Origin of the sequence: Sphingomonas lacusdianchii (assembly GCF_022664395.1) — a bacterium.
GTDB lineage: Bacteria > Pseudomonadota > Alphaproteobacteria > Sphingomonadales > Sphingomonadaceae > Sphingomonas > Sphingomonas lacusdianchii.
Map to the genome: position 1 here is coordinate 1 of NZ_JAKRET010000009.1, position 25,558 is coordinate 25,558.

The following is a 25,558-nucleotide window of genomic DNA, read 5'->3' on the forward strand; positions in this document are numbered from 1 at the left end:
TCGGCCAAAGCGGCAGAGGGCGTAGCAAGGCCAACCAATATGGCCGCGATCAAGTGCGCTTTACGGTTCACGAACTGAGGTTACACACGCGAAAGCTGACCGTCACCAATTTGTCCACGCCGCCTAGGTCTTGAATGAGCGCCGAGGCTAGAAATAGCGGGAAGGCCGGTATCTTGCCTTTTTTGGTGATGGTGAGGCCGCTGGGGCTGTCGGAAGGTCATATCGAGCGTCATGACGGCGGATATGGCGGCGCGGATCAGGCCTGCACCGCGCGGATCAGCCCTGCACCGCGCGGATCAGCCTCGGTACGCCGATGAGGGTGATGGCCCGTCTGAGATTGTAGGCGAGTGCCGTCAAGCTGAACTCGGCGCGCACCGTCTCCAGCCCGCGCATCAGGAACGCGCCCTGGTTCATCGACTGCTTGATGGTGCCGAACGGGTGTTCGACCGTGGAACGCCGGATGAGGAGGAGGTCTGGCCGCTTCGCGAGGCGCTCGGCCATGCGCTCGATGAGGTGTTCCTTCTCCCAGCGGTTGACGCGTCGCCAGCGTCCCGTGGTGCATAGCGGCTTCATCTGGCACCCAGCGCAGGCGGCAGGGCTGGAATACTGGACCGTCACATGTCCGCGCGTGATCGAGCTGTGGCGGGTATCGAGTATCTGCCCGCCGGGACAGTGATAGGCGTCGGCTGCCGGATCGTAGCGGAACCGCTCCTTGGGAAATAGGCCATTGCTGACGTTGACGCCCCGGTGCGGCCGCGGAATGTACGGTGTGATGCCGACCGCCTCGCAGGCCTCAATGTCCTCGCCCTTGTGGTAGCCCATGTCCGCCACGGCATCGATCCGCTCGACCCCCAGCACTTCCATCGCCGCGCTGGCGGTGGGTGCCAGCTGACCCATGTCGTTGCAGGCGTTGGTGGACATGCTGCTCGACGATCAGGCTGTGCTTCGCATCGACTGCCACCTGCGCATTGTAGCCGATGGTCACCTTGCCATGGGCGACCATCGCGCGCGCATCGGGATCGGTGAGCAAAATCTGTCCTTCGCCGCTTTCCTCCAGCTGGCCCATGAGCGCTGCGCTGGCCTGACGCTGCTCGCGCAATTTGGCGATCTTGGTCGCCAGCGCCTCAGCGCGGCCGGTGCCGGCAGCATCCTCACCGCGGTCGATCTGGTCCAGTTCAGCCAGATAGCGCTCCAGTCGTGCATCGGCCGAGGCGAGATAGGTCGCCAACCGCTCGCGGCTGAAGTTGCGCGCCCGACTGTTCACCGCCTTCAGCCGCGTGCCGTCCACCGCCAGCAACTCTCGCCCGAACAGGTCCAGCTTGCGGCACAGCGTCACGAATGCGCGGAACACCGCCTTGAACGCCGCCCGGTTGTCGCACCGGAAGTCGGCGATGGTCCGAAAGTCTGGATGCACCCCGCGCAACAGCCAGATCAGCTCGAGATTGCGGCCTGCCTCCGCCGCCAGGTGCCGGCTTGACCGCACGCGGTTCAGATAGCCGTACAGATACAGCTTGAGCATATCGGCCGGATCGTAACCGGGCCGCCCGGTTGCCTTCGGCTGCGTCCGCTGAAAACCCGCGCTACCCAGATCGAGGTCGTCGACGAAGGCGTCGATGAACCGCACCGGGTTGTCCGCCGCCACATAGTCCTCGACCGAGGCCGGCAGCAGCAGCGCCTGATCCCGAGCATGTCCCTCGATATACGCCATGCCCGCAGATTACACCCCTCTGGCCGCGCATGGAATCCACGACAGCGTTTTCGGACGGTCTCAATCCTTCCTAGGAACGCCGCAACCGCACGATGAAGAACCCGTCCATCCCGCCCTTGTCGGCCAGCATCCCCGGCAGCGTCCGCACATAGCCTTCGCGGTGCGGCTCGACGCCAACGGGCAGTTCGCCCGCCGTCGCCGGCTCGATCGCGTAATCGCTCCGCCCGGCAAGAAACCGGGTCAGCTGCGCCTCGCCCTCGGCGGGTTCGAGCGAGCAGGTCGCATAGACCAGCCGCCCGCCCGGCTTCACCCAATCGGCCGCCCGCGCCAGCAGCCGCGCCTGCAACGCCGCCGTCTCGGCGATCACGCTCGGCCGCACCCGGTGGAGCACGTCGGGATGGCGGCGGAAGATGCCGGTCGCGCTGCACGGTGCGTCGAGCAGCACCGCATCGGCCGGCGCCGCCGGCTTCCACACCAAGGCATCGCCGGTCACCATCGACGCCGTCAGCCCGGTCCGCTCCAGATTCTCGCGCAACCGCCCCAGCCGCGCCTCCGAATTGTCGAGCGCGGTCACGTCCCACCCGGCGGCGGCCAGTTGCAGCGTCTTGCCGCCGGGCGCCGCGCACAGATCGATCGCGCTGCCCGGCCCCGTGCCCAGCAGCCGCGCCGGGATCGACGCCGCCAGGTCCTGCACCCACCATTCGCCCTCGGCATAGCCGGGCAGGTCGGGGATCGACGCCGCATCGTGCAGCCGCCGGTGGTGCGCCGCGAGCGCCTCGCCCTCCGGTCCGTCCTCGCCCTTCAGCGATAAATCGACCGGCGGCTGCTGCGCGACGGCACGCGCCGCCTCGATCACCATCTCCTCGCCCCATGCCGCGTACCAGCGCGCATCGGTATCGGCGGGCAGCGCCGCCGCATCGGGCAGCCGCGCATTGCCGCGCATCAGCGTGCCGAACACGCCATGCACCAGCTTGCGCGGCCCGCCATCGACCAGCGGCAGCACCGTCGCGATCGCCGCGTGCGGCGGGGTGTTCAGCACCAGCGCCTGCCCCAGCGCGATGCGCAGCACGAACCGCGCCTTGGCATCGTCGGGCAGCGGGCGCTGCGTCGCGCTGTCGATCAGCGCATCGAGATCGGGCAGCCGCCGCAGCACCGCCGCCGCGATCGCATGGGCGAGACCACGATCCTCGCGCCGGTCGAGTTCCTGCGTGGCACTGGTCAGCGCCGCCTCCAGCGGCAATCCCCGCCGGATGACGGCGTCGAGCAGCCGGAGTGCAGCCCGCCGTGCGGGCACGCCCGGCGGTTCGGGAGCAAGACGGGGCCGGGCCGCGCGGCGGCGTTCCGGCGAAGTTGGTCGATCGATCACTTGAATCCTGTCGCTGGTCCGCCAAGTGCATCCTGACGAACCGTGATGGAGTCTCCTATGGGCAACCGACCCGCGCATGTGAAGCCACCCGCGCACCTCTCCAAATCCCCGCCGGTGCCGACGCCCGAACCGATCCCGCCTAAATCGGACGGCGACGATCCGCTGGGCCTGAGCCCGACCCGCTATGGCGACTGGACGCACAAGGGGATCGCTGTCGATTTTTAAGGGGCGGGTATCGGCATTCCCGTTTCCTGATCCTAGAACGGCAATTCCGGGAAACAGGGTTGGGAGCAAGTTCCGGGAAAGCGAAACCAGCCAACGTCCTTCGATACGATCGATGCGGCGGGATCGCTGTTACAGGTGCTTACTTAAGGAGGCGCCATACCCGCATCGTGCCCGATTGCAGAGGGCGGCAGGCAGATGATAGGCAGCGACCGTGATTACGATCCGCCCTGCGGTGCCCGATGATGCGGAGGCACTTACTGATCTAATGCATGGTTCGGCCGCTTACAGCGGCAAGTATGCGAGTATCCTTGACGGGTATGAGATCGTACCTTCGCAGATCGAACAAGATGTTTTCCATATCGCTGAACGTGAAGGCAGCCTGTGCGGGTTTTACAGTTTAACCCTCAACGGTGAACCTGAACTGGACCTAATGTTCGTAGCGAATGACCTTCAGGGTAGTGGCTTAGGGGCTATGCTGTTTCGGCACATGATCGAGGAAGCGAGGCGGCGAGGCATCGCCTCGATCAAGATTGTTTCCCATCCGCCCTCGGTCGGCTTTTATGAGGCGATGGGAGCGGTCGTGGTCGGCACGAAACCGCCGACGATCAAGGCAACGTGGAGCCGTCCGATCCTGTCGCTGGCAATCCATTCATTTCCCAACAAAAGGATCCGAAACGGCGCCATGACGTGATCGCAGCCTAAGGCGTGTTAACCGCTACCCCCGTCAATTCCATTGCGCCCATGGAACGAACGCCCCCGTTCCGACTTATCCAAAAATGGTCAGGCTCGCGCGCCCGTGGCGGTTCATCCTTGGCGGCATCCTCGGCCTCACACTCCTCATCCTGCTGATTCTCGCCGCCTTTCCATGGGGGCTGCTACGCGACCGGGTGAGCGCGCGCCTCGCGCAGCGTTTCGGGTCGGACGTGTCGATCGGTACGATCGAACGGGTCGAGCCGCTGTCCTTTTCGCCGACGCTGATCGTCCGCGATCTGACCATCGCCCAGCCTAGCTGGGCTGGAAACGGCGATCTGGTCCGGCTGCAACGCGTCGATTTCCGCTTCAAGGTCCTGCCATTGCTGCGCGGCAAGTTCGATCTGCAGGCGCTCGCCATCGATGGCGGGCGCGTCGCGATGGTCCGCACCCGCGACGGCCGCAAGAACTGGCAGCCCGACAAGCGCGGCGAGAAAAGCTCGGCGGCGGCGATCACCAGCCTGTCGATCCGCGACCTCGTGATCGACTATCGCGACGCGGTGCAGAATCGCCGCTTCGCCGTCACCGTCGCCTCCGACGCGAATGGCTTCCGCGCCGAGGGCAATGGCGCGATCGACGAACGGCCGGTGCAGGTCGCACTGACCGGGCCGACCATCCGTGGCGACGGGCCTTGGCCGTTCCGGGCGCGGGTCGACGGTCCGACGATCACCGTCGATGCCAAGGGGGTGATGGCCTCGCCGCTCGGCACCAACCGGATGACCGTCGACCTGACCGCGCGCGCCAACGACCTGAAGACGCTCGACGCGCTGATCGAGGCCGGGCTGTTCGGTACCCAGCCGGTCAAGCTGACCGCGCGCGTCCGCCACGACGATCCGACCTGGGTGATCGAACGGCTGTCGGGCACGATCGGCCGGTCGAGCCTGACGTCCGCAAAGGCGACGATCGGCAAGGAGGGCGAGCGGACGAACATCGACGGCAGCCTGCATTTTGCCGACCTGTCGTTCGACGATCTTGCCACCGACGAGGGCCGCGCCCGCGCCATCGCGATCGAACGCCGCATCGGCCCGCGCGTCGTGCCGGGCACCCGCATCAATCTGGAAAAAATGGGCGGCGTCGACGGGCGGCTGGCGATCCGCGTCGACCGACTGCTCGACATGGCGGGTTTGCGCAGCCTCGATACCGTGCTCGCGATCGATCGCAGCCGCCTGACCGTCGCCCCGCTGACCGTGCGGCTGGCACAGGGGCGGATTACGGGGCAGGTGGTGGTCGACCAGCGCGAGCGGACGACGCCCCGCGCGACCTTCGACCTGAAACTGGTCGATTCACGCATCTCGACCTTTGCCGGCGGTGCCCCGGTCGATGCGCCGCTCCGCGCACGGCTGAAGCTGGTCGGTAGCGGCGACACGATCCGCGCTGCGATCGGGCGTTCGGATGGCATGATCGGCTTTGCGGCAGCGGGCGGCACCCTGCCGGCGAAGATGGCGTCGCTGCTCGGCGCCGATGTCGCGCGGGGGCTGACCACCGACGAGGATGCCCGCGCCCGGCTGCGCTGCCTCGGGCTGCGGCTGAACGTCACGGGCGGTATCGGCCGGATCGACCCGCTGCTGATCGACACCTCGCGCGCGCAGACGCGGGGGCAGGGGGTGGTGCGCCTGTCCGACGAACGCCTGTCGATCGCGCTGACCGGCACGCCCAAGCAGCGCACGCTGCTGCATCTCGACCAGCCGGTGCGGATCGGCGGCCGGATACAGGACCCCGACATTCGCATCCCGCCGGGCGTGAAGAGTGCGGGCGGTATCCTGCGCATGCTCGGCCGTGCGATCGGCGGCGACGATACGCCGCGCGCCGGCAATGCCGATTGCGGTGCGCTGGTCCGGCGGGTGCTGGGATAGCTTGTCGGGCAGGTTTCAGCGCGCTACTTCGGTCGCGCCGAAAATAGAGTGGCAGGTTGGTAGCTCCTGCGCCGGTGCGAGCCGGTTCTTCTCAGCCGCGGCGTCGTTCCCGAACCCGTTCGGAACGGCGCGGCGGGCTGTTCCCGGATGGCGTCGTTCCGCGATTGTGAAGGTGATGCCATGCCGATGTCCGCTTGTGCCTTGTTCGCACTGCTGTTCGCCACGTTGTTCGCCGGCGCTGCGCTCTACATCTCGCTGGTCGAACATCCTGCCCGCCTGCCGCTCGGCGAGGCCCCGATGCTCGGTCAGTGGCAGGCGAGTTACCGTCGTGCGCTACCGATCCAGTCGACGCTGGCGATCCTTGCCGGGGTCGCCGGCCTCGCCACCGGCTGGTTGACGTCGGACTGGCGCTGGATCGCAGGTGGCGTAGCGATGCTTGCAAACTGGCCGTTCACGCTGGCGGTGCTGCTACCGGTCAACCGGCAGTTGATGGCGACCCCGCTGGCGCAGGCCGGTCCGTCCAGCCATTTGCTGCTGCTTCGCTGGGGCCGGTTGCACGACGTTCGCAGTGGTCTGGGCGTCGTGACGGTGTTGCTCTACCTTTCGGCTTTCCTACAGGTCCTGCCCACGTCATGATCGCACAAGGCGGCAATCACATCTGCTCTTTGACATGACGACCAGGTTACCCGATCAGCCGCTTCTGCAATAGCGTGCGAGTGTGAACTTTGTGAACTTTGGCGCCGGAATCAGGCGTCCGGTCGCGCCGGCGCCCCGTGGTCGGCGACCATCCGCTCGCCGTCGATGACGATCGGACTGGCAAGGCCGGGCAGGCCGTCGGGCCGAATCGCCATGCCGCGTGCCACCACCTGCGGGTCGGCGAACACATCGTCGACGGCGTTGATCGGCCCGGCGGGGATGCCGGCGGCTTCCAGCGCCTCGTACAGATCGGCCTTGCGCCACGTCGCCACCGCCGCCTGCACCGCCGGGATCAGGTCGCGGCGATGCACCACCCGCGCCGGATTGGTCGCGAAACGCGGGTCGAGGTGCAATTCCAGCCCCAGTACCACGCACAGTCGCGCGAATTGCCGGTCGTTGCCGACTGCGATGATGAGTGCGCCATCGGCGGTCTCGAACGCCTGATAGGGGGCGAGATTGGCGTGGCCATTGCCCATCCGCATCGGCACGACGCCGCTCGCCATCCAGTTCAGCGCCTGGTTGCCGAGCACCGCGACCTGCGTGTCGAGCAGCGCCATGTCGATATGCGCCCCTTCGCCGGTCAGGTCGCGACGGCGCAGCGCCGCGAGGATCGCGACCGCGGCATAGGTGCCGGTAAAGATATCGGCATAGGCGACGCCCGCCTTTTGCGGCGGTCCGTCCGGCTCGCCGGTCAGCGACATGGCCCCGCCCATCGCCTGGACGATGAAGTCGTATCCGGCGCGGTGCGCATAGGGGCCGTTTTGCCCAAAGCCGGTGATCGAACAGGTGATCAGCCCCGGCCGCACCGTCGACAGCGCAGCGTGGTCTAGACCGTATTTGGCGAGGCCGCCGACCTTGTAATTCTCGATGACGATATCGGTCTGGGCGACCAGCGCGCGGACCTCGGCCTGTCCCGCCGGCGTCGCGATATCGATCGCCACCGACCGCTTGCCGCGATTGGCGGCGTGGAAATAGGCGGCGTCGCGGTTGCTGCCATCGGGCGCGGTGACGAAGGGAGGCCCCCAGTGGCGGGTATCGTCACCGGCGCCCGGCCGCTCGACCTTCACCACCTCCGCCCCCAGATCGGCAAGCAACTGCCCGCACCACGGCCCGGCGAGGATACGCGCCAGCTCGACCACGCGGACCCCGGCCAGCGGCTTCACGCGCGGCGCAGTTCGTAGACGACGTGCGGGACCATCCGCCCGCCACGCAGCACGTCGATCGTGCCGGGACGCAACGTCGCACCCAGCGCTTCGACAGCGGTGCGCGACCGGCGATTGTCCTGCCCGATATGGAAGGTGATCGCCGACACGTACGGAGCAATATGGTCGATCATCAGCCGCTTGGTCTCGCGGTTATAGCCCCGCCGCCACCGATCGCGCGCGAAGAAGGTCCAGCCGATCTCGATCTCGTCGGCTTCGCGGTCATAGGGGCCATAGCGGCTCGACCCGATCACGCTGCCGTCGCGCGCATCGCGAATGGTCAGCATCCCGCCCCCGGCCAGTCCTTCGTCAAAGAACGCGCGGAACACGTCCGGCTGCCAGCGGTCATGCGCGGGATGCTGGTCCCAGATCGCCGGGTCCGCCGCGACCGCATACAGCGCGGCGTAATCCGTCGGCACCGTCGGCGCGACGCGCACCAGCTCCCCCTGCAATGCCGGCTGGCGATCCATCAGAAGGCGGCGATCCCGGTAATCGCCCGGCCTTGGATCAGGCCGTGGACGTCATGCGTGCCCTCATAGGTGTTGACCGTTTCGAGGTTGATCGCATGACGCATCACATGAAATTCGGCGGCGATGCCGTTGCCGCCATGCATGTCGCGCGCGGTGCGGGCGATGGCCAGCGCCTTGCCGCAATTGTTGCGCTTGATGATCGAGATCGCCTCGGGCGCCAGCGTCCCCTCGTCGAACATCCGCCCCGCGCGAAGCGCCGCCTGCAGCCCCAGCGCGATTTCGGTCTGCATGTCGGCGAGCTTGAGCTGCACCAGCTGCTTCGACGCCAGCGGCACCCCGAACTGCTTGCGGTCGAGCGTATATTGCCGCGCAGCGTGCATACAGAACTCCGCCGCCCCCATCGTGCCCCATGCGATGCCGTAACGTGCGCGGTTGAGGCAGCCGAACGGCCCCTTCAGCCCCTCGACATTGGGGAGCAACGCGTCCTCGCCGACCTCGACCCCATCCATCACGATCTCGCCGGTAATCGACGCGCGCAGCGACAGCTTGCCCTCGATCTTCGGCGCCGACAGCCCCTTCATGCCCTTTTCCAGCACGAAACCGCGGATCTTGCCGTCATGCGCGTCGGACTTGGCCCAGACGACGAACACGTCGGCGATCGGCGAATTGGTGATCCACATCTTGGCGCCCGACAGGCGATAGCCGCCATCGATCCTTTCGGCGCGGGTGCGCATTCCCGCGGGGTCCGACCCGGCATCGGGTTCGGTCAGCCCGAAACAGCCGACCCATTCGCCGCTCGCCAGCCTGGGCAGATATTTGCGGCGCTGTTCTTCCGAACCATAGGCGTTGATCGGATGCATCACGAGGCTCGACTGCACGCTCATCGCGCTGCGATAGCCCGAATCGACCGCCTCGACCTCGCGCGCGACGAGGCCATAGGCGACATAGCCCAGCCCCGCCCCGCCATATTCGGGATCGATCGTCGGCCCCAGCAGACCCAGCGCGCCCATTTCCGACATGATCTCGCGCGCGAAATCCTCGTCGAGGAACGCGCGCGTGACGCGTGGCAACAGCTTCTCGCGGGCATAGCCATGCGCCACGTCGCGGACCATGCGCTCTTCGTCGGTCAGTTGCGCGTCGAGCGCGAACGGGTCTTGCCAGTCGAAGCGGCCCATCTCGGCCATGTTCTCGTTCCTTACAGCGTCGGGTCGACCGGATCGGCGGCGACCGGGGATTCGGGTTGCACCGGCGCCGCCTGCACCGGGGCCGGCGGCGCGGCGGGTGCCGGGCGCGGAGTGGTCAGCGCGACCGATTCGAGGTCGATCAGCGCCTTGCGCGCCTCGACATACCGTCCCGCGGCCGTGGTCCAGCGGCGCGCACTGGCGGCGCCGGGCATGCGTTCGATCTCGGCCATCGCCAGTTCGACCTGCCCGGTGTCCAGTCGCCGCCGGGCGCGGTCGAGCCGGTCGATCGGACGGCTGCTGGGCGTCGGCCCCTGGCGCAACACGATCAACTGGCCGAACTCGCGCCGCAGCCCGTCCCAGAAGCCTTCGCCCGAACGGCCCGCGACCAGCGGCGTCGCCACCGCGTCGAGCGCGCTGCGCAGATCGTCGAGCGTCACCGGGTTTTGCGCAGAGGCAATCAGCGTACGAACCGCGTCGGGACGGCTCGCGCCGAAGCGGTCGCGCAACTGCCCTTCGAGATAGTCGAGCGGGCGGCCGCGATCGAGCGCGCGGCGGGTGGCGACGATCACCATCATATCCTCGGCCCGCGTCGCATAGCCCGCCGCATTGCGCGCGCTGGTGTCGAGCCCGACGATCCGCGTTTCCAGTTCGCTGATCCGTGCCGCCAGTGCCGCTTCCCGTGCCGACAGGATCGGCAGCGCGGTGGCCGCGACCGGTTGCGGCGTCGCGGCGGGCGTCGGTTGCGCGACCGGCATCGTGCCCTGCGTCGCCCCGCCCCAGCCGAGCCGGGGCCCGATATAGCGCAGCACCGCCACCGTCGCGCCGATGCCGATCAGGAAGGCGAGGATGGCGATAAGCAGCCATCCCCGGCTTCGTCGCTGCCGGTAGGGGCCGCCGGTCGTCGCAAAGGACGCGTCTTCGCTGGTCATGCCGCCTTATCTCCGCGCCCGTCCGCCGGGTCAATCGCGTGCGAGCGTGTCGGCAAGGGTGATGGCGGCGGCGATGACGGCGGCATCGTCGGGCCGTGCCGCCACCGTCACCGCGCCCCAGCCGTCACCCAGCATCGCCGCAGCGGCGCTGGAAATCGCGACGACCGCGATAGGGCGGCGATCGGGGACGATATCCGCCAGCCTTGCGGCAGCCCGCGCCGAATGAACCAAGGCGATCGATCCGGCGAGCGGAGCAGGATCGACCGGCTCGATGGCTTCGCTGGCATAGACCGCCTCGATCGCGGTCACCGCCGGATGCGACGCCACCGCCCGCTCGCGCGCGGTCAGCAGCAGTGCCGAACGCACGCCGCCTGCCTGCGCCGCATCGAGAAGCGCCCGGCCATTGCTGCTGCCCGTCGCGACCACCTGCAGACCCGCCGCCCGCGCCGCTGCCGCCGTCGCCGCACCGACCGCATGCACCGGCAGCGCGGCATAGCGCGCCAGCGCCGGTCCGGCGTGGCGCACCGCACTGGCACTGGTCAGCATCAATGCATCATGGGCGCCCGGGTCGGGACCGTCCCATGGCAGGGCGACGATCCGGAACAGCGGCAGGCGGATTGCGCGCCGGCCTTGTGCCTCGATCGCGGCGGCGGTCGCGGCATTGCCCGGTTCCGGACGCAACACCGCGATCGGCCGGGTCATCGCGCGAATAGCCTCGCGACATGCTCGGGCGCGCGCGCCAGCAGCGTCTCGGCAAGGCCGCGCGGCAGGTCGATATCGTCGATCGCGCCGCTGACGCTGCCGCGCACCTCAGCGCTGCCATCCTGCGCCAGCAACTGTCCGGTCAGCGTCAACACGTCGCCCGCGATCGTCGCCAGCGCCGCGACCGGAGAATGGCAGTCGGCGCCGAGCGCCGCGAGGAAGCCGCGTTCCGCCCGCACCGCCTGATGCGTCGGCGCATGGTCGATCGCGCGGACGAAGGCGAGGGTGCGATCATCCTCCGCCCGCACCTCGATCCCGACCGCGCCCTGCGACGGGGCGGGCAGCATGTCGTCGATCGCGACCGCCGTCCCGACATCGGGGCGCCCGAGCCGGGTCAGCCCGGCGGCGGCGAGCAGCGTCGCATCGACCTCGCCAGCCGCCAACTTGCCGAGGCGCGTGTCGACATTGCCGCGGAACAGCACGATCTTCGCATCGGGCCGGTGGTGCAGCACCTGCGCGGCGCGACGCGGGCTGCTGGTGCCGACGACGCCGCCCTCGCGCAGTTCGGCCAGCGACGCGATCCCGACCAGCCGGTCGCGGACATCGGCGCGCGGCAGCATCGCAGCGATGCGGATCTCGGTCGGGCGGATCGTTTCGACATCCTTCATCGAATGCACCGCCGCGTCGATCTCGTGCGCGCACAAGGCGCGGTCGAGCTCCTTGGTCCACAGCGCCTTGCCACCGATCTCGGCCAGCGCGCGGTCCTGCACCCGGTCGCCGGTGGTCTTGATCGTCACGATCTCGATGGACGCCGGATCGATCCGATGCGCCATCGCCAGCGCGTTGCGCGTGGCATGCGCCTGCACCAATGCCAGCGGCGATCCGCGCGTGCCCAGTTTGAAGGTCATCATCGCTCGCTACGCATCGTGTTCGTTCGCGGCAAGGGTGGTCGGAATCAGGTGGCTGCGTAAGAAAGGAAGAATGTTTCGCGCAAAGGCGCAAAGGACGCGAAGAGGTCGTTTGTATTGCCGCGTCGTTAGCCCTCACCAGACGGTCTACCGAACGCGAACCGGTTGCCCTAGCCCCCCTTCCTTTGCGTCCTTGGCGCCTTTGCGCGAACAACCTTCCGCCCCGTGCCGTCGCGCCTTCGCGTGAACCAACCTTCCTACCGCCCCCCAATCCGCGCTAAGGCCGACGCGATGGCCAACCCCCTCATCCTCGGTATCGAATCCAGCTGCGACGAAACCGCCGTCGCGCTCGTGCGTGGCGACCGCACGATCCTGTCGCACCGCCTGGCGGGACAGGAGGCAGCGCATGCGCCCTATGGCGGCGTCGTCCCCGAAATCGCCGCGCGCGCGCATGTCGAGATCCTGCCGTCGCTGGTCGAAGGCGCGCTGGCCGATGCCGGGGTCGCGCTAACCGATGTGGATGCGATCGCGGCGACGGCGGGGCCGGGGCTGATCGGCGGGGTGATGGTCGGGCTGGTCATGGCCAAGGCGCTGGCGCTGGCCGCGGACAAGCCGTTGGTCGCGGTCAATCATCTGGAGGGCCATGCGCTGTCCCCCCGGCTGACCGATCCCGACCTCGCCTATCCCTATCTGTTGCTGCTGGTGTCGGGCGGCCATTGCCAGTTGCTGCGGGTCGATGATGTCGGCAGCTATCGCCGGCTGGGCACCACGATCGACGATGCGGCGGGCGAGGCGTTCGACAAGACCGCGAAGGTGCTGGGGCTCGGCTATCCCGGCGGTCCACGCGTCGAGGCGGCGGCGCTGGCGGGCGATGCGCGCGCGGTGCCGCTGCCCCGGCCGCTGATCGGTACGCCCGATCCGCATTTCTCCTTTGCCGGCCTCAAAAGTGCGGTGTTGCGCGCGCACGAGGCGGGCGCCCATTCGGTCGCGGATATCGCCGCTTCGTTCCAGCAGGCGGTGGTCGACTGCTTGCTCGACCGGACGCGGCTGGCGCTCAAGCTGGCCGGGCCGGTCACCGCGCTGGTCGTGGCGGGCGGAGTCGCCGCCAACCGGGCGGTGCGCGGTGGCCTGGAAGAACTGGCCGGGACGAACGGCCTGCGCTTCGTGGCGCCGCCGCTGTGGCTGTGTACCGACAATGCGGCGATGATCGCCTGGGCCGGGGCGGAGCGGTTCATGGCCGGACATAGCGACCCGCTCGACGTGGCGGCGCGCCCGCGCTGGCCGCTCGATCCGTCGGCGGAAAAGGTGCGCGGGGCAGGAGTGAAGGCATGAAGATCGGGGTCATTGGCGGGGGCGCATGGGGTACCGCGCTGGCACAGGTCGCCGCGCGCGGCGGCGACGTGACGCTGTGGGTGCGCGAGCGCGACGTCGCCGACGCGATCAACGGGACCCGGGAGAATCCGGTCTTCCTGCCGGGCGTCGCATTGTCGCCGGCGATCCGCGCGACGACCGAGAGCACCGAACTGGATGCCGCCGATGCGCTGCTGGTGGTGACGCCCGCCCAGCATGTCCGCGCCGTCCTGTCGATGATCGATGTCGGCGGACGCGCGCTGGTGCTGTGCGCCAAGGGAATCGAGGCGGGCAGCCGGATGCTGGTCGGCGAAGTCGCGTGCGCGGTGCATCCCCAGGCGCCGGTCGCGGTATTGTCCGGCCCGACCTTCGCGCACGAGGTCGCGGCGGGCAAGCCGACCGCGGTCACGCTCGCCTGCGCCGATGCGGGCTTGCGCGACCGGCTGGCCGATCGGCTCGCCGCGCCGGGCTTCCGTCCTTATGCCAGCGACGACGTGATCGGCGCGGAGATCGGCGGCGCGGTCAAGAACGTGCTCGCCATCGCCTGTGGCGTGGTCGAGGGGGCGGGGCTGGGGCAGAATGCGCGGGCGTCGGTGATCGCGCGCGGTTTCGCCGAGATGACGCGCTTTGGCCTGGCGCGAGGGGCGCGGGCGGAGACGCTGGCCGGGCTGTCGGGGCTGGGTGATCTGGTGCTGACCTGTTCGTCGACCGCGTCGCGCAACTATTCGCTGGGCGTCGGGCTGGGACAGGGCCGCGCCGCCGCCGATCTCATGGCGGATCGCCGGACGGTGGCGGAGGGCGCCTTCACCGCGCCGGTGCTGTGCGAGGCGGCGGTCGAAGCGGGCGTCGACATGCCGGTCACGGCCGCGGTCGGCGCCCTGCTCACCGGCACCCCTGTCGGGCAGGTCATCGACACGCTGCTCAGCCGCCCGCTGCGCCGCGAGGGGATGTGATTATCGGACCCGCTCGATCAGCGCCTGTGCGCCGGCCGGTGCCCTGACCTTCGCGCCATTGATGAAGAAGATATAGGTCTCGCGCGGTTGCTTGGTCGGCGGGGTCGGGTCGGCATAGGGCAGGCCGTCGGGCGCGCCGCCCGCTGCCCAGGTCCGCGCGGCGTCTGCCCAGCGATCGAGCGCGTCGTCGTCATAGCCGGTAGCAACGTCCTCGACGGCATTCTCCAGCCGGGCATAGACGAAGTCGCCGGTGACGTCGGCGATGGCCGGATACTCTGCCGCATCGGCATAGACGATCGCGACCCCCGCCTTGCGCGCCATGCTCACGAATTCAGGGACATGGAAGCTGTCGTGGCGGACCTGTACCGCATGGCGCAGCGTCATGCCGGCATGGGTTGCCGGGAGCAAAGCTAGGAAGGCGGCGAAGTCGTCGGCGTCGAACTTCTTGGTCGCGATGAACTGCCACAGGATCGGACCCAGCTTGTCGCCGAGTTCGGTGATGCCCGAGCCGACGAATTTCGCGATCGATTCCCCGGCTTCGGCCAATAGCTTGCGATTGGTGCAGAAGCGCGACGCCTTTACCGCGAAGACGAAGCCGTCGGGCGCGGTCGCGGCCCAGTTGGCGAAGCTCGCCGGTTTCTGGGTGCCGTGATAGGTCGCGTTGATCTCGATCGCGGTCAGCGCGTGGCTTGCAAACTCCAACTCACGCTTCTGCGGCAGTTTTTCGGGGTAGAAGCTGCCACGCCATGGCGGGAAGGTCCAGCCGCCGATGCCGATGCGAATGGGTGCTTGGGACATGGTGACGAAGGTGTCGCGTAAGGGTGGGTCTGGCAAGGGTCAGTGGGCGGTCACGTCGCTGGAAGTCGTCAGTATTTTCGGATCGACGGTCAGCACCGGCGGCTGTGCGGCGGTCCAAGTTGACAGGGCGGCGCGATATTCGTCGTAGGCGCGGTAGAAATCGATGAACGGCGCATCCAGCGCGGCGATCCCCGGAGCGGCGAAGGCGTCCAGTTCGCCCGCAGGCATGTCCGCCACCTGTGTCAACATCGGCAGCGCCCGCGCGCAAAAAGGTTCGCGGACCGGCGGCTGGGCGAAATAGTTATAGACGCGGGTCATCGCGTCGTCGAACCGGTCCTGCCAGTCGCCACCGCCGCGTTTATACTCGGTTTCCAGAGCCTTGAACGCGGCGGCGAAGCGCGCGGCATGGACCTTGAGCAGCCGGTTATACGCCGCGACCCCGGCCGGATCGCCGATATTGCACTGGAGCGCGGCAACATTGAGCGCCGCGCGCAAATGCCACAGCGCGGCATCGGGCGTCAGCCCCCGGTTGAGCGTGGCATAGCCACCATCGGGCGTTGCCGCCGGAATGGTCAGGTTTGGCGCAGCCCCCTGTGGCGGCTTGGGTTTCGGGGCGGGCGGGGGGACCAGGATCGGCGGCGGGGTGACGGTCGCGACCTCGGGCGTCTTGCGGGCGCACCCGCCGAGCAGGGCGACACCGCATGCGATGACCAACAGCAGGCGGGTACGCATGACATTCACTCCCCTTCGTCGCCCCCTTCTTCCCCGGCGCGATCAGCGTCGCAGCAGGAACACCGCATGTTCGGCGCGGAAATTGGCCGCCGCCGCCGTGGTGCGCTTGCCCCCCGACAGGAACCACGCATCGACGACGGTGATCCCGCGCTTTGCGACGAACGCCCGGAAATCGTCGATGGTGACGTGGTGGATGTTCGGGGTTTCGTACCATTCGAGCGGCAGCAGCGTCGTCACCGGCATCCGTCCGCCCCACAGCAGCGACGCGCGCACCCGCCAATGCGCGAAGTTCGGGAAGGACACGAATGCCTGCGCACCGATGCGCAGCAGATGGTCGAGCACGACATGCGGCCGCATCGCGGTCTGCAACGTCTGGCTGAGGATCGCATAGTCGAAGCTGGCATCGGGATAGTCGGCAAGGTCGCGATCGGCATCGCCCTGCATCACCGACAGCCCGCGCGCCATCGCATCGGCGACATTGCCCGGATCGATCTCCAGCCCGCGTGCGTCGACGTCACGCGTGTCGCGTAGCGCCGCCATCAACTGCCCGTCGCCGCACCCGACATCGAGCACGCGCGATCCGCGCGCGACATGGGCGGCGATGATCGCGAGGTCGGGGCGCAGGCTCATATCGTCGCCTCCAGAAAGCCGCGCATGATGCGGTCGAGTTCGGGCGATTCGAGCAGGAACGCGTCGTGCCCGAAGGGCGAGGACAGTTCGACGAAGCTGGCCGGCGCGCCAGCGGCGTTCAGCGCGTGGACGATATTGCGCGACTCCGCGGTCGGATAGAGCCAGTCGGTATCGAAGCTGACGATGCAGAACCGCGCCTTGGTCTGCCGGAAGGCGTTGGCGAGCACGCCGCCATGTTCCTCCGCCAGATCGAAATAATCGAGCGCGCGGGTGATGTAGAGATAGGAGTTGGCGTCGAACCGGTCGGTAAAGGCCAGCCCCTGATGCCGGAGATAGCTTTCGACCTGGAAATCGGCGTCGAAGCCGAAGGTCTTGGCACCCGCCTGTCCATCGGCGCGCGCCTGCAGCTTGCGGCCGAATTTGGCGGTCAGGCCCGCTTCGGACAGATAGGTGATGTGCGCCGCCATCCGCGCCACCGACAGCCCGGCGGCGGGCGGCGATCCGTCGGCATAATAGTCGCCGCCGCGCCAGTTGGGATCGGCCATGATCGCCTGCCGACCGACTTCGTGGAACGCGATATTCTGCGCCGAATGGCGCGCGGTCGAGGCGATCACCACCACCGCCTGCACCCGGTCGGGCAGGGTCGCCGACCATGACAGCGCCTGCATCCCGCCCATCGACCCGCCGACCACCGCGCGCAGCCGGTCGATGCCGAGATGGTCGAGCAGCATCCCCTGCGCGCGCACCATGTCGCGGATGGTCAGCACCGGAAAGCGCATCGCCCATGGACTGCCCGTGGCCGGGTCGATGCTGGCGGGGCCGGACGAACCCATGCAACTGCCCAGCACGTTCGAACAGATGACGAAATGCTGGTTGAGATCGATCGGCTTGCCGGGTCCCACCATGCGCGACCACCAGCCCGGCTTGCCGGTGCGCGGATGGGTGGAGGCGACATGCTGGTCGCCGGTCAGCGCGTGGCAGATCAGGATCGCATTGTCGCGCGCCGGCGACAGCGTGCCATAGGTTTCATAGGCGATGTCGATCGCGGGCAGGGTCGCGCCGCCATCCAGCGCCAGCGGGGTGGCGAGGGTCGCGCGGCGATCGGGACCGAAACGGGAATCCATGGGCGCTGCGGTAGATGCGCGGGGCGGCGGGTTCAAGCGTCGCGGCCGGGTTCAGCCGAACGGCGGATGTCGCTACGCCGCCAATGGAAAGCGCAGCAGCCGGTCCTCGAGCGCGATCAGCGCCTCGGCACCGCCGCCGACCGCGCGGACGATTTCGGGGTGATGCGCGTCCAGTCCGCCGGTCAGCGATCCGAAGGCGGGCAGGATCAGCTTGGTCGCGGTCGCCACGAAACAGCGTCGCGACACGCCGCGCCCGCGCAGCTTCACGCGCAGCTTGGGATGGAAATGGCCCGACAGCTCGGGCCGTGTCTCGCGCGGATCGGCTTCGTGGCGCAGCACCAGACCGTCGACCACCGCTTCGTCGATCACCCGCCCGCCGCAATGGTCGGCGACGATCCGGTCGTGATTGCCGGTGATCCACGTCCAGTCGCTTGCCGCCGTCAGCGCGCGCAGCCGCGTCTGCGACTCTTCGGACAATCGGTCGCAGCCGCCGATATCGTGGAAACTGTCGCCCAGACACCAGATTTCCGCCGGCTGCGTCCGCGCGACCACCGCCTCGATCCCCGCCAGCGTCTCCAGCGTGTCATAGGGCGGCAGCATCTGCCCGAACTGGGCGAACCAGCTCGCCTTCTCGAAATGCAGGTCGGCGAACAGCAACGCCCGCCGCGCCGGCCAGAACAGCGCGCCGGCAGAGAGGGCATCGAAAGCGTGGCCGGCGAACGAAAGGCGAACCATGGCGTGCCTATGGCGCAAGGCGCGGGGATGCTCAAGCCGTGGGGGCGTAACGATTTTGGCGGGAGCGACCACGCCGTTGGCACAGGCGCTACGACATGGTGAAGGGCACCCGGCCACGGTACGACTCTCACCCGGGTTTGGTTCGAGACCTATGCGAACTTCCCTCTTCGTACCCCGGCGAAGGCCGGGGCCCAGTTGGGAAACGTCGGCAAGGTGCGGAAAAGCCTTCCCAACTGGACCCCGGCCTTCGCCGGGGTACGACAGTTTTCAACTGATCGACCGACTTTTGCAGAGGTTTTGGCTTGAAACGGGGTCTCGCTTTTTGCGGCGGCCGCATGAAGAGGTGGGGCCGCCGATCTAGTCCGGGGAAACGACCAGGACGCAGCGGGCGGTGCCGAATTGCGCTACAGCCAGATATCGACGACATGGATCGCAAGGCCCACGGTGCCGCCGACCAGCGTGCCGTTGATGCGGATGAACTGCAGATCGCGGCCGACGGCATTTTCCAGCCGGCCGGTGATCGTCCGCGCATCCCAGCCGCGTACCGTGTCCGACACCAGCCGGACGATGCCGTCGCCATAATCGGCGACCGCGCCCACCACCGCGCGGCGGACGAAGCGATTGACCTTCGCCTTGAGCGCTGCATCGTTCTGCAGCGTCAGCCCCAATTGCCGCATCGCATCGCCGACCGGTCCGGCGAGCGCCCGGTCGGGGTTGCGCGCGACATTGAGCAGACCGCCACGGATGCGTTCCCATACCCCCATCCACCAGCCGGCGAGCGCCGGGTTTTCGATCAGGTCGTTCTTCAGTCGCTCGACCTTCGCCTGCATCTCGGGCGAATGTTGCAGGTCGTGGGCGAGCAGCGCCAGCCCCTCATTGGCCTTGGCGCGCAGGGGGTGGGCGGGGTCCTCGGCGACGTCGGCCAGCATCTTGTGCAGACCGTTCAGCACCGACGTCGCCAGCGTCGCATCCAGCCCGGTCCAGCGCAGCACCGCACCCGCGCGCTTCTGAATCATCGCGCGGACCAGTTCCTCGTTCGCGTCGAGCGTCTTGGACGTCCAGCGGATGATCGCGTCGACCAGCGGCAGGTGGCGGTCCTCGGCGATCGCCGCCTCGAGCGTGCGGCCGAGCGCCGGGGACACGCGCATCGCGCGCAACCGGTTGGCGAGCGCGCCGCGCACCATCGTCCCGAACTGATCGGGATCGAGCCCTTCGAGGACGTTCACCGCGAGGCGCGAGGCACCGTGCCGCAGCCGCCCGCTGCGCGTCGCCGGCTCGGCCAGCCATTTGCCGGCAATGGCGGCGGCGTCCATCCGGTACATGCGCCGCGCGACGACATGCGCGGTCAGGAAATTGTCGCGCAGAAAGGCGGCGAGCGTGTCGCCGATCCGGTCCTTGTTGCGCGGAATGATCGCGGTATGCGGGATCGGCAGGCCGAGCGGATGGCGGAACAGCGCGCTGACCGCGAACCAGTCGGCCAGCCCGCCGACCATCGCCGCCTCGGCAAAGGCCTGGACGAAGCCCCATGCCGGATGCGCCCCGTCCATTCGCCGGGACAGCAGGAACAGCGCCGCCATCGCCACCAGCATGAGCGTGGCGACGCGTCGCATCCGGCGTAGGGGAACAGGGACCGCGTCGCTGCCGTGAGGAATGGTCGGGGATCGTGGCATCGGCGAAACAATCGCCGGCTGCGGGGAAAGTTCAATGGGGTCGCCGCGTCGCCCTGTCCGAAAGACGTCACCCCAGCGCAGGCTGGGGTCTCTCGCGGCGCCTGCTGTAAGCTTTCACCGGAAGACCCCAGCCTGCGCTGGGGTGACGTTTAGGGTTGAGGGGCGGCGGTATCCTACTCGGCCGCCGGCAGCGACCTCGGCCCGTCGCCCGGCGGCAATTGCCCGCCCGGCTGGTGCTCGATCGCCGGGCGGTCGGCATCGCCCGGACGATAGGTGAGCAGCCGCCGCGACAGGCGCGGACCGACCCAGCGCTCCAGCCCGACGGCAAGGCTGAACGCACCCGGCACGATCAGCAGCGTCAGCAGCGTCGACAGCGTCAGCCCGCCGATCACCGTGATGCCCATCGGTGCGCGCGACGATGCATCGCCCGACAGCGCGAGCGCGGTCGGCACCATGCCCGCGACCATCGCGACGGTGGTCATCACGATCGGCTGGGCGCGCTTGTGCCCGGCGTCGAGGATCGCGACCTCCTTGTCGACGCCCTTCTCCATCTCCTCCAGCGCGAAGTCGATCAGCAGGATCGAATTCTTGGCGACGATGCCGAGCAGCATCAGCAGCCCGATATAGACCGGCATCGAGATCGGATTGCCGGTGACCCACAGCGCGAGCAGGCCGCCCAGCGGTGCCAGCAGCAGCGACCCCATGTTCACGAACGGCGGCATGACGCGCTTGTAGAGCAGCACCAGCACCCCGAAGACCAGCATGATCCCCGAAATCACCGCGACGATGAAGTTGGTGATCATCTCGCCCTGCCACTTCGCCTGACCGACGGTCAGTTCGGTGACGCCGAGCGGCAGGTCCTGCATGATCGGCAGGTCGTGGATCGCCTTCATCGCGACGCCCGACACGACGCCGGGTGCCAGATCGGCACCGACGACGAGGCGGCGTTGCTGGTTGATGCGGTCGATCTTGGTCGGACCCGCGCCGAAGCCGATATCCGCGACCACCGACAGCGGCACCGATCCGCCATTGCCGGTCGGGACCGGCAGGTTCTGGATCGTCGACAGCCGCGACCGGGCATCGCGCGACAGGGCGACGCGGATCGGGATCTGCCGGTCGGACAGCGAGAAGCGCGCGCTGTTCTGGTCGATATCGCCCAGCGTCGCGATGCGGATCGCGCCCGACAGCGCGGCGGTGGTCACGCCGAGGCTGGCGGCGAGGTCGCTGCGCGGGCGGATGATGATCTCCGGCCGCTTCAGGTCGCCCGACACGCGCGGGGCGACGATCATCGGCAGCTTTTCCATCTGCTTGACCAGGATGTTGGCGGTCTCGTTCAACTTGACCGGATCGTCGCCGCCCAACGTGATCGACAGGTCGCGGTTCGATCCGCCCCAGCCGAATTGCGACCGGAACGACACCCGCGCATCGGGAATCGCGGCGAGTTCGGGGGCGAGGCCGCGTTCGAACTCGGTGCTCTTGGTCGTGCGCATCGCATTGTACGCGGCATCGTCCATCAGCCCGAAGCTATGCCGCACGCTTTCGCCGAAGCTCGGCTTGTCGATCAGCTCGGCGGTGACGCGGCCATTGCCGGCATAGCTCGACGAATAGACCGATTTGACCATCGGCTGTTCGCGCAGCAGATTCTCGACGCGCTTCACGACGACGGCGGTCTGTTCGAGGGTGGTGCCGGGCACCATCTCGACGCTGGCGGTCACGCGGTCGCGGTCCTGCGGCGGCTGGAAGGTCTGCGGCAGGACGAAGAACATGCCGACGGTCAGCGCCAGCGCCGCCGCCGCGCCGACGATCGTCGACCAGCGATGGCGCAGCGTCCAGCGCAGCACGCCCATATACCGGTCCATCAGCCAGCCCTCGCCATGGCTGGCATGCCCCTGCGCCTTCAGGAAATAGGCGGCGATCATCGGCGTGATGAGGCGCGCGACGGCAAGGCTCATCAGCACGGACGCGACGACGGTCAGGCCGAAATTCTTAAAGAACTGGCCCGAGATACCCGGCATCAGCCCGACCGGCAGGAACACCGCGACGATCGCCATCGTCGTCGCCAGCACCGCGATGCCGATCTCGTCAGCGGCGTCGATCGATGCCTGATAGGCGGATTTGCCCATGCGCATGTGGCGGACGATGTTCTCGATCTCCACGATCGCGTCGTCGACCAGCACCCCCGCGACGAGGCTGAGCGCCAGCAGCGTCATCTGGTTGAGGGTGAAGCCCAGCATGTCCATGAACCAGAAGGCGGGGATCGCCGACAGCGGGATGGCCAGCGCCGAGATGATTGTCGCTCGCCAGTCGCGCAGGAACAGGAACACGACGACGATCGCGAGCAACGCGCCCTCGACCATCGCGGTCATCGCCGAATGATACTGGATTTCGGTGAACTTGACCGAATTGGACAGCAGCGCGAAGCGGACCTGCGGGTTGCGCTTCTGCAGGTCGGCGAGCTTCTTTTCCGCCTCGTGGAATACGGTGACGTCCGACGCGCCCTTGGCGCGCTTGATATCGAACGCCAGCACCGGGCGGCCATTATATTCGGCGCGGCTCTTGGGTTCGGCATAGGCGTCGCGGACTTCGGCGATATCGGCAAGCCGCACCGACCGGCCGCCGCCGACCGGCACCTGCGTCTGCGACAGCGCATAGGCGGTGGCGGCATTGCCCAGCACGCGGACCGATTGTTGCGAACCGGCAATTTCCGCCTGTCCGCCCGCCGCGTTCAGGTTGACCTGCCGCAGCGCCTGGTTGACCTGGCTGGCGGTCAGGCCCTGCGCCTGCAGCCGGGCGGGGTCGAGCGTCACGCGGATCTCGCGGTCGACGCCGCCGACGCGTTCGACGGTCGCCATGCCCTCGATCGACAGCAATTCCTTGGCGACGGTATTGTCGACATACCAGCTAAGCTGTTCGGCGGTCATGTCGTCGGCGATCGCGGTCCACGACGCCAGATCCTTGTCGGTGGTGTTGGCGCGGAACACCTGCGGTTCGAGGATGCCGTCGGGCAGTTCGCTGCGGATCTGGTTCACCGCCTCGCGCACGTCGTTGACCGCGCGGTCGATCGGCGTGCCGATATCGAGCTGGATGACGGTCTGCGACGACCCTTCGGTCACGCTCGATTCGATCTGGTCGATGCCCTGCAGCGAGCGTACCGCCGCCTCGACGCGCTGCGTCACCTGCGTTTCGAGTTCGGTGGGGGCGGCGCCGGGCTGGGTGATGACGACGATCGCCACCGGAAATTCGATGTCCGGGTCCTGGTTCACGTCCATGCGCATGAAGCTGACGATCCCGGCGATCGTCAGCGCGAGGAACAGCACCAGCGGCGGTACCGGGTTGCGGATCGCCCATGCCGAAATGTTGCGAAAGCCCATGGCGCTATTCCTTGCGAGCGGCGGCGGCGGCGGCGCGTACCGGCACCACCTCCTGCCCGACATTGAGGAACGCGCCGGCGCTCGCCACCACGCGTTCGTCGCCCATCAGCCCGGAGGCGATGAGAGCTCCCTCGTCCGACACCTCGGCCACGCGGACGTCGCGGCGTACCACCTTGTTCTGCGCATCGACCAGATAGACATAGCTGCCCTTGTCGTCGCTCAGCACCGCCGATTCGGGGAGCAGCGGCGCGGTCGACGCCCCGGCGCCGATGCGCGCGCTGGCGAAGCCGCCGGGACGCAGCGCCGGATCATAGTTGAGCGCGATGCGGGCAATGCCCTGCCGCGTCTGCGGATCGATGACCGGTGCGACCTGCCACACCTGCCCCTTGAACACGCGGGTGTCGCCGACCGGCACGACCTGCGCCCCCGAACCGGCGCGGATATCGGCGAGATCGGCTTCGGACAGCTGCGCGCGCATTTCCATCTGCCCGCCCATCGCGATGCGGAAGAGGACGCCGCTGCCGCTGCCAACGACCTGACCCGGCTCGACCGCGCGGGTCAGCACCAGCCCGGCGGCGGGCGCGCGGATATCGAGCCGGCGGTTGCGCGCCTGCGTCTCGGCCAGCTGCGCCTGCGCCACGCGGACGCGGGCATTGGCGGCGTCGCGGGTCGCGGTCTTGCGATCGATATCGGCCTTCGACACGAAGCCGCGCTCGACCAGCTGGTTCGACCGGTCGAGTTCGGTCTGCGCGATCTGCGCATCGGCACGCGCGACGCGGACCTGTGCCGACAGCGATTCGGCGGTCTGCGCCTGTACCGAGCGGTCGACCGTGGCGAGAATTTGTCCAGCGCTTACCCAGCTGCCCGGCTCAACCAGCACTCGCGTGACGAGGCCGCCTTCGCCTACGACGCCGACCGGCATTTCGCGCCGCGCGGCGAGCGAGCCGGTACCGGTCACCGCACGGGTCACCGTATCGCGGCCGGGGACGACCACCGTCACCTTTGGCAGCGCGCCCGCCGCCGCGGCAGGCGCCGCACCCTTTGCGGCGGGTGCGTCCGTACCCTTGCGACCGAATGCCCAGACGGCGCCCAGCACGACGAGCAGGACGATCACGATCCCGACGATGACGGCGCGGCGGCGCGACCGCGGGGCGCCGTCGGGTCCGGTCAGCAACTGGCGGTCACCCGCGATCGACGTCGATTCGTAATTCATCCACCCCATCCTGTTGGAAGGCCCCCAGCCCGTTTCGCGCTGTATTACCTCAATACAGCACTACCCTCAAGCATAGACATCGCGTTTTTCGATAAGAACGGCAAGGGCTGCATCGATTGCGTTCATGCCACGTTTTGCGGCGGGTGCGTAACGATCGTCCGGTCGTTCTGATTGTATTCGAAAGGGAAATGTCGATGCTCCGTTCCGTCCTGATCCTCGCCGCCATCGGAACCGCGCTGCCCGCGACGGCACAGCAGGCGGTGCCGGCATCGGCACCGATGTTGACCGACGGAACGCTGCTCGACGTCAGCGCGACGGGGAAGGCGACGCGCGTACCCGATATCGCCACCATCCGTTCGGGCGTAGTCAGCCAGGCGGCGACCGCCGCCGCGGCGCTGTCGGACAACGCCCAGCGCATGACCCGCGTCGTCGCCGCGCTGCGCCGGGCCGGCGTCGCCGATCGTGATATCCAGACCGCGCAGATCCAGTTGCAGCCGCAATATCGCTATGCCGAGAACCAGCCGCCGGCGATCACCGGCTATCAGGCGAGCAACAGCGTCTCGGTCCGCTTCCGCGACGTGGGGAAGAGCGGCGCGATCCTCGACGCGCTGGTCGCGCAGGGGGCGAACCAGATTGACGGGCCGACGCTGTCGGTCGATGCCGCCGACGCCGCGCTCGACGAAGCGCGCACCGACGCGATCCGTCGCGCCCGCGCCCGTGCCGACCTCTATGCGCGCGCCGCCGGGCTGCGCGTCGATCGCATCCTGCTGATCTCGGAAGATGGCGGGCAATTGCCGCAGCCGCCAATGCCGATGCTGCAGATGGCGCGCGCGGCGAAGATGGCCGATTCGACCCCGGTCGCGGCGGGGGAGCAGGATCTGACGGTCAATGTCTCGGTGCGGTTCCTGTTGCGGTGAGCATGGTCACCCACCGTTCGTGCTGAGTAGGGGCTGAGCGAAGTCGAAGACCCGTATCGAAGCACGTTGTCT

Annotated in this window: 24 protein-coding genes; 7 read left to right on the forward strand and 17 right to left on the reverse strand. The window is 68.2% G+C overall.

The window, feature by feature from the left end; translation table 11 throughout:
* Positions 1 to 276: 276 nt before the first annotated feature.
* The 3 genes from MF607_RS12920 to MF607_RS12930 form a co-directional block, all read right to left on the reverse strand.
* A complete protein-coding gene (locus tag MF607_RS12920; protein WP_242119418.1) occupies positions 277 to 864 on the reverse strand; it encodes a transposase in 588 nt (195 codons plus the stop codon).
* Positions 794 to 1,708: a transposase gene (locus tag MF607_RS12925; protein WP_242119421.1), complete on the reverse strand. Its 915-nt coding sequence runs from the start codon at positions 1,706 to 1,708 to the stop codon at positions 794 to 796. Before MF607_RS12925 ends, MF607_RS12920 begins: the two co-directional genes overlap by 71 nt.
* 70 nt (positions 1,709 to 1,778) lie before the next feature.
* Positions 1,779 to 3,071 carry an RsmB/NOP family class I SAM-dependent RNA methyltransferase gene (locus MF607_RS12930; RefSeq protein WP_242119757.1) on the reverse strand — a complete coding sequence of 431 codons (1,293 nt, stop codon included), beginning with the start codon at positions 3,069 to 3,071 and terminating at the stop codon, positions 1,779 to 1,781.
* Between the two features lie 60 nt (positions 3,072 to 3,131).
* On the opposite strand from MF607_RS12930, the gene MF607_RS12935 reads away from it, so the two are divergent.
* The 4 genes from MF607_RS12935 to MF607_RS12950 all read left to right on the forward strand — a co-directional run bounded on the left by MF607_RS12935 (position 3,132) and on the right by MF607_RS12950 (position 6,538).
* Positions 3,132 to 3,299: a DUF1674 domain-containing protein gene (locus MF607_RS12935; protein WP_242119422.1), complete on the forward strand. Its 168-nt coding sequence runs from the start codon at positions 3,132 to 3,134 to the stop codon at positions 3,297 to 3,299.
* Between the two features lie 211 nt (positions 3,300 to 3,510).
* Positions 3,511 to 3,990, forward strand: a complete 480-nt coding sequence (locus tag MF607_RS12940; protein ID WP_242119424.1) for a GNAT family N-acetyltransferase — start codon at positions 3,511 to 3,513, stop codon at positions 3,988 to 3,990.
* Between the two features lie 85 nt (positions 3,991 to 4,075).
* Entirely contained in the window at positions 4,076 to 5,902 is a 1,827-nt protein-coding gene (locus tag MF607_RS12945) for an AsmA family protein (protein WP_242119426.1), read from the forward strand.
* A 180-nt stretch (positions 5,903 to 6,082) separates the two neighbouring features.
* A complete protein-coding gene (locus tag MF607_RS12950; protein WP_242119429.1) occupies positions 6,083 to 6,538 on the forward strand; it encodes an anthrone oxygenase family protein in 456 nt (151 codons plus the stop codon).
* Positions 6,539 to 6,648: 110 nt separating this feature from the next.
* Here the strand turns inward: MF607_RS12950 and MF607_RS12955 are convergent, their stop codons facing one another.
* Genes MF607_RS12955 through hemC form a run of 6 tightly spaced genes read right to left on the reverse strand, consistent with a single transcriptional unit; the run spans position 6,649 to position 11,996 of the window.
* On the reverse strand, positions 6,649 to 7,761 hold the full coding sequence (locus tag MF607_RS12955; RefSeq protein ID WP_242119431.1) for a CaiB/BaiF CoA transferase family protein: 1,113 nt from the start codon (positions 7,759 to 7,761) through the stop codon (positions 6,649 to 6,651).
* Positions 7,758 to 8,270 carry a GNAT family N-acetyltransferase gene (locus MF607_RS12960; RefSeq protein WP_242119433.1) on the reverse strand — a complete coding sequence of 171 codons (513 nt, stop codon included), beginning with the start codon at positions 8,268 to 8,270 and terminating at the stop codon, positions 7,758 to 7,760. The genes MF607_RS12955 and MF607_RS12960 overlap by 4 nt, the downstream gene beginning before the upstream one ends.
* On the reverse strand, positions 8,270 to 9,454 hold the full coding sequence (locus tag MF607_RS12965; RefSeq protein WP_242119434.1) for an acyl-CoA dehydrogenase: 1,185 nt from the start codon (positions 9,452 to 9,454) through the stop codon (positions 8,270 to 8,272). The genes MF607_RS12960 and MF607_RS12965 overlap by 1 nt, the downstream gene beginning before the upstream one ends.
* 11 nt (positions 9,455 to 9,465) lie before the next feature.
* A complete protein-coding gene (locus MF607_RS12970) occupies positions 9,466 to 10,383 on the reverse strand; it encodes a hypothetical protein (protein ID WP_242119436.1) in 918 nt (305 codons plus the stop codon).
* A 30-nt stretch (positions 10,384 to 10,413) separates the two neighbouring features.
* On the reverse strand, positions 10,414 to 11,085 hold the full coding sequence (locus tag MF607_RS12975; RefSeq protein ID WP_242119439.1) for a uroporphyrinogen-III synthase: 672 nt from the start codon (positions 11,083 to 11,085) through the stop codon (positions 10,414 to 10,416).
* On the reverse strand, positions 11,082 to 11,996 hold the full coding sequence (hemC, locus tag MF607_RS12980) for a hydroxymethylbilane synthase (protein WP_431311948.1): 915 nt from the start codon (positions 11,994 to 11,996) through the stop codon (positions 11,082 to 11,084). Before hemC ends, MF607_RS12975 begins: the two co-directional genes overlap by 4 nt.
* Before the next feature lie 288 nt (positions 11,997 to 12,284).
* Between hemC and tsaD the strand changes: the two genes are divergently transcribed.
* A complete protein-coding gene (gene tsaD / locus MF607_RS12985; protein ID WP_242119441.1) occupies positions 12,285 to 13,325 on the forward strand; it encodes a tRNA (adenosine(37)-N6)-threonylcarbamoyltransferase complex transferase subunit TsaD in 1,041 nt (346 codons plus the stop codon).
* Entirely contained in the window at positions 13,322 to 14,296 is a 975-nt protein-coding gene (locus tag MF607_RS12990) for an NAD(P)H-dependent glycerol-3-phosphate dehydrogenase (protein ID WP_242119442.1), read from the forward strand. Before tsaD ends, MF607_RS12990 begins: the two co-directional genes overlap by 4 nt.
* Here the strand turns inward: MF607_RS12990 and MF607_RS12995 are convergent, their stop codons facing one another.
* From MF607_RS12995 to MF607_RS13030, 8 genes are all read right to left on the reverse strand, one after another.
* A complete protein-coding gene (locus MF607_RS12995; protein WP_242119444.1) occupies positions 14,297 to 15,094 on the reverse strand; it encodes a DUF72 domain-containing protein in 798 nt (265 codons plus the stop codon).
* Between the two features lie 39 nt (positions 15,095 to 15,133).
* Entirely contained in the window at positions 15,134 to 15,826 is a 693-nt protein-coding gene (locus tag MF607_RS13000; protein ID WP_242119446.1) for a hypothetical protein, read from the reverse strand.
* 42 nt (positions 15,827 to 15,868) lie between these two features.
* Positions 15,869 to 16,456 (reverse strand): methionine biosynthesis protein MetW, encoded by a 588-nt coding sequence (gene metW / locus MF607_RS13005; protein ID WP_242119448.1) that lies wholly within the window; start codon positions 16,454 to 16,456, stop codon positions 15,869 to 15,871.
* Positions 16,453 to 17,580: a homoserine O-acetyltransferase MetX gene (metX, locus tag MF607_RS13010; RefSeq protein WP_242119450.1), complete on the reverse strand. Its 1,128-nt coding sequence runs from the start codon at positions 17,578 to 17,580 to the stop codon at positions 16,453 to 16,455. The genes metW and metX overlap by 4 nt, the downstream gene beginning before the upstream one ends.
* A gap of 72 nt (positions 17,581 to 17,652) precedes the next feature.
* Positions 17,653 to 18,315 (reverse strand): ligase-associated DNA damage response endonuclease PdeM, encoded by a 663-nt coding sequence (gene pdeM, locus MF607_RS13015; RefSeq protein WP_242119452.1) that lies wholly within the window; start codon positions 18,313 to 18,315, stop codon positions 17,653 to 17,655.
* 404 nt (positions 18,316 to 18,719) lie between these two features.
* Positions 18,720 to 19,925 (reverse strand): DUF445 domain-containing protein, encoded by a 1,206-nt coding sequence (locus MF607_RS13020; protein WP_242119453.1) that lies wholly within the window; start codon positions 19,923 to 19,925, stop codon positions 18,720 to 18,722.
* Positions 19,926 to 20,158: 233 nt separating this feature from the next.
* On the reverse strand, positions 20,159 to 23,356 hold the full coding sequence (locus MF607_RS13025; RefSeq protein WP_242119455.1) for an efflux RND transporter permease subunit: 3,198 nt from the start codon (positions 23,354 to 23,356) through the stop codon (positions 20,159 to 20,161).
* Between the two features lie 4 nt (positions 23,357 to 23,360).
* Complete coding sequence (locus MF607_RS13030) at positions 23,361 to 24,569, reverse strand: efflux RND transporter periplasmic adaptor subunit (RefSeq protein WP_242119457.1); 1,209 nt, start codon at positions 24,567 to 24,569, stop codon at positions 23,361 to 23,363.
* Between the two features lie 188 nt (positions 24,570 to 24,757).
* On the opposite strand from MF607_RS13030, the gene MF607_RS13035 reads away from it, so the two are divergent.
* Positions 24,758 to 25,486, forward strand: coding sequence for an SIMPL domain-containing protein (locus tag MF607_RS13035; RefSeq protein ID WP_242119458.1), 729 nt, complete (start codon positions 24,758 to 24,760; stop codon positions 25,484 to 25,486).
* The last annotated feature ends 72 nt before the right edge of the window (positions 25,487 to 25,558 follow it).

Excerpts from the sequence above, each read along its gene's own strand:
- MF607_RS12960 (WP_242119433.1), bottom strand. The coding sequence starts at position 8,270 with ATGGATCGCCAGCCGGCATTGCAGGGGGAGCTGGTGCGCGTCGCGCCG.
- MF607_RS13000 (WP_242119446.1), bottom strand. The coding sequence starts at position 15,826 with ATGCGTACCCGCCTGCTGTTGGTCATCGCATGCGGTGTCGCCCTGCTC.
- MF607_RS13030 (WP_242119457.1), bottom strand. The coding sequence starts at position 24,569 with ATGAATTACGAATCGACGTCGATCGCGGGTGACCGCCAGTTGCTGACC.
- MF607_RS12925 (WP_242119421.1), bottom strand. The coding sequence starts at position 1,708 with ATGGCGTATATCGAGGGACATGCTCGGGATCAGGCGCTGCTGCTGCCG.
- MF607_RS12970 (WP_242119436.1), bottom strand. The coding sequence starts at position 10,383 with ATGACCAGCGAAGACGCGTCCTTTGCGACGACCGGCGGCCCCTACCGG.
- hemC (WP_431311948.1), bottom strand. The coding sequence starts at position 11,996 with ATGATGACCTTCAAACTGGGCACGCGCGGATCGCCGCTGGCATTGGTG.
- MF607_RS12965 (WP_242119434.1), bottom strand. The coding sequence starts at position 9,454 with ATGGCCGAGATGGGCCGCTTCGACTGGCAAGACCCGTTCGCGCTCGAC.
- metW (WP_242119448.1), bottom strand. The coding sequence starts at position 16,456 with ATGAGCCTGCGCCCCGACCTCGCGATCATCGCCGCCCATGTCGCGCGC.
- tsaD (WP_242119441.1), top strand. The coding sequence starts at position 12,285 with ATGGCCAACCCCCTCATCCTCGGTATCGAATCCAGCTGCGACGAAACC.
- MF607_RS12975 (WP_242119439.1), bottom strand. The coding sequence starts at position 11,085 with ATGACCCGGCCGATCGCGGTGTTGCGTCCGGAACCGGGCAATGCCGCG.
- metX (WP_242119450.1), bottom strand. The coding sequence starts at position 17,580 with ATGGATTCCCGTTTCGGTCCCGATCGCCGCGCGACCCTCGCCACCCCG.
- MF607_RS12950 (WP_242119429.1), top strand. The coding sequence starts at position 6,083 with ATGCCGATGTCCGCTTGTGCCTTGTTCGCACTGCTGTTCGCCACGTTG.
- pdeM (WP_242119452.1), bottom strand. The coding sequence starts at position 18,315 with ATGGTTCGCCTTTCGTTCGCCGGCCACGCTTTCGATGCCCTCTCTGCC.
- MF607_RS12995 (WP_242119444.1), bottom strand. The coding sequence starts at position 15,094 with ATGTCCCAAGCACCCATTCGCATCGGCATCGGCGGCTGGACCTTCCCG.
- MF607_RS12920 (WP_242119418.1), bottom strand. The coding sequence starts at position 864 with ATGGAAGTGCTGGGGGTCGAGCGGATCGATGCCGTGGCGGACATGGGC.
- MF607_RS12990 (WP_242119442.1), top strand. The coding sequence starts at position 13,322 with ATGAAGATCGGGGTCATTGGCGGGGGCGCATGGGGTACCGCGCTGGCA.
- MF607_RS13020 (WP_242119453.1), bottom strand. The coding sequence starts at position 19,925 with ATGCGACGCGTCGCCACGCTCATGCTGGTGGCGATGGCGGCGCTGTTC.
- MF607_RS12935 (WP_242119422.1), top strand. The coding sequence starts at position 3,132 with ATGGGCAACCGACCCGCGCATGTGAAGCCACCCGCGCACCTCTCCAAA.
- MF607_RS12945 (WP_242119426.1), top strand. The coding sequence starts at position 4,076 with ATGGTCAGGCTCGCGCGCCCGTGGCGGTTCATCCTTGGCGGCATCCTC.
- MF607_RS13025 (WP_242119455.1), bottom strand. The coding sequence starts at position 23,356 with ATGGGCTTTCGCAACATTTCGGCATGGGCGATCCGCAACCCGGTACCG.
- MF607_RS13035 (WP_242119458.1), top strand. The coding sequence starts at position 24,758 with ATGTCGATGCTCCGTTCCGTCCTGATCCTCGCCGCCATCGGAACCGCG.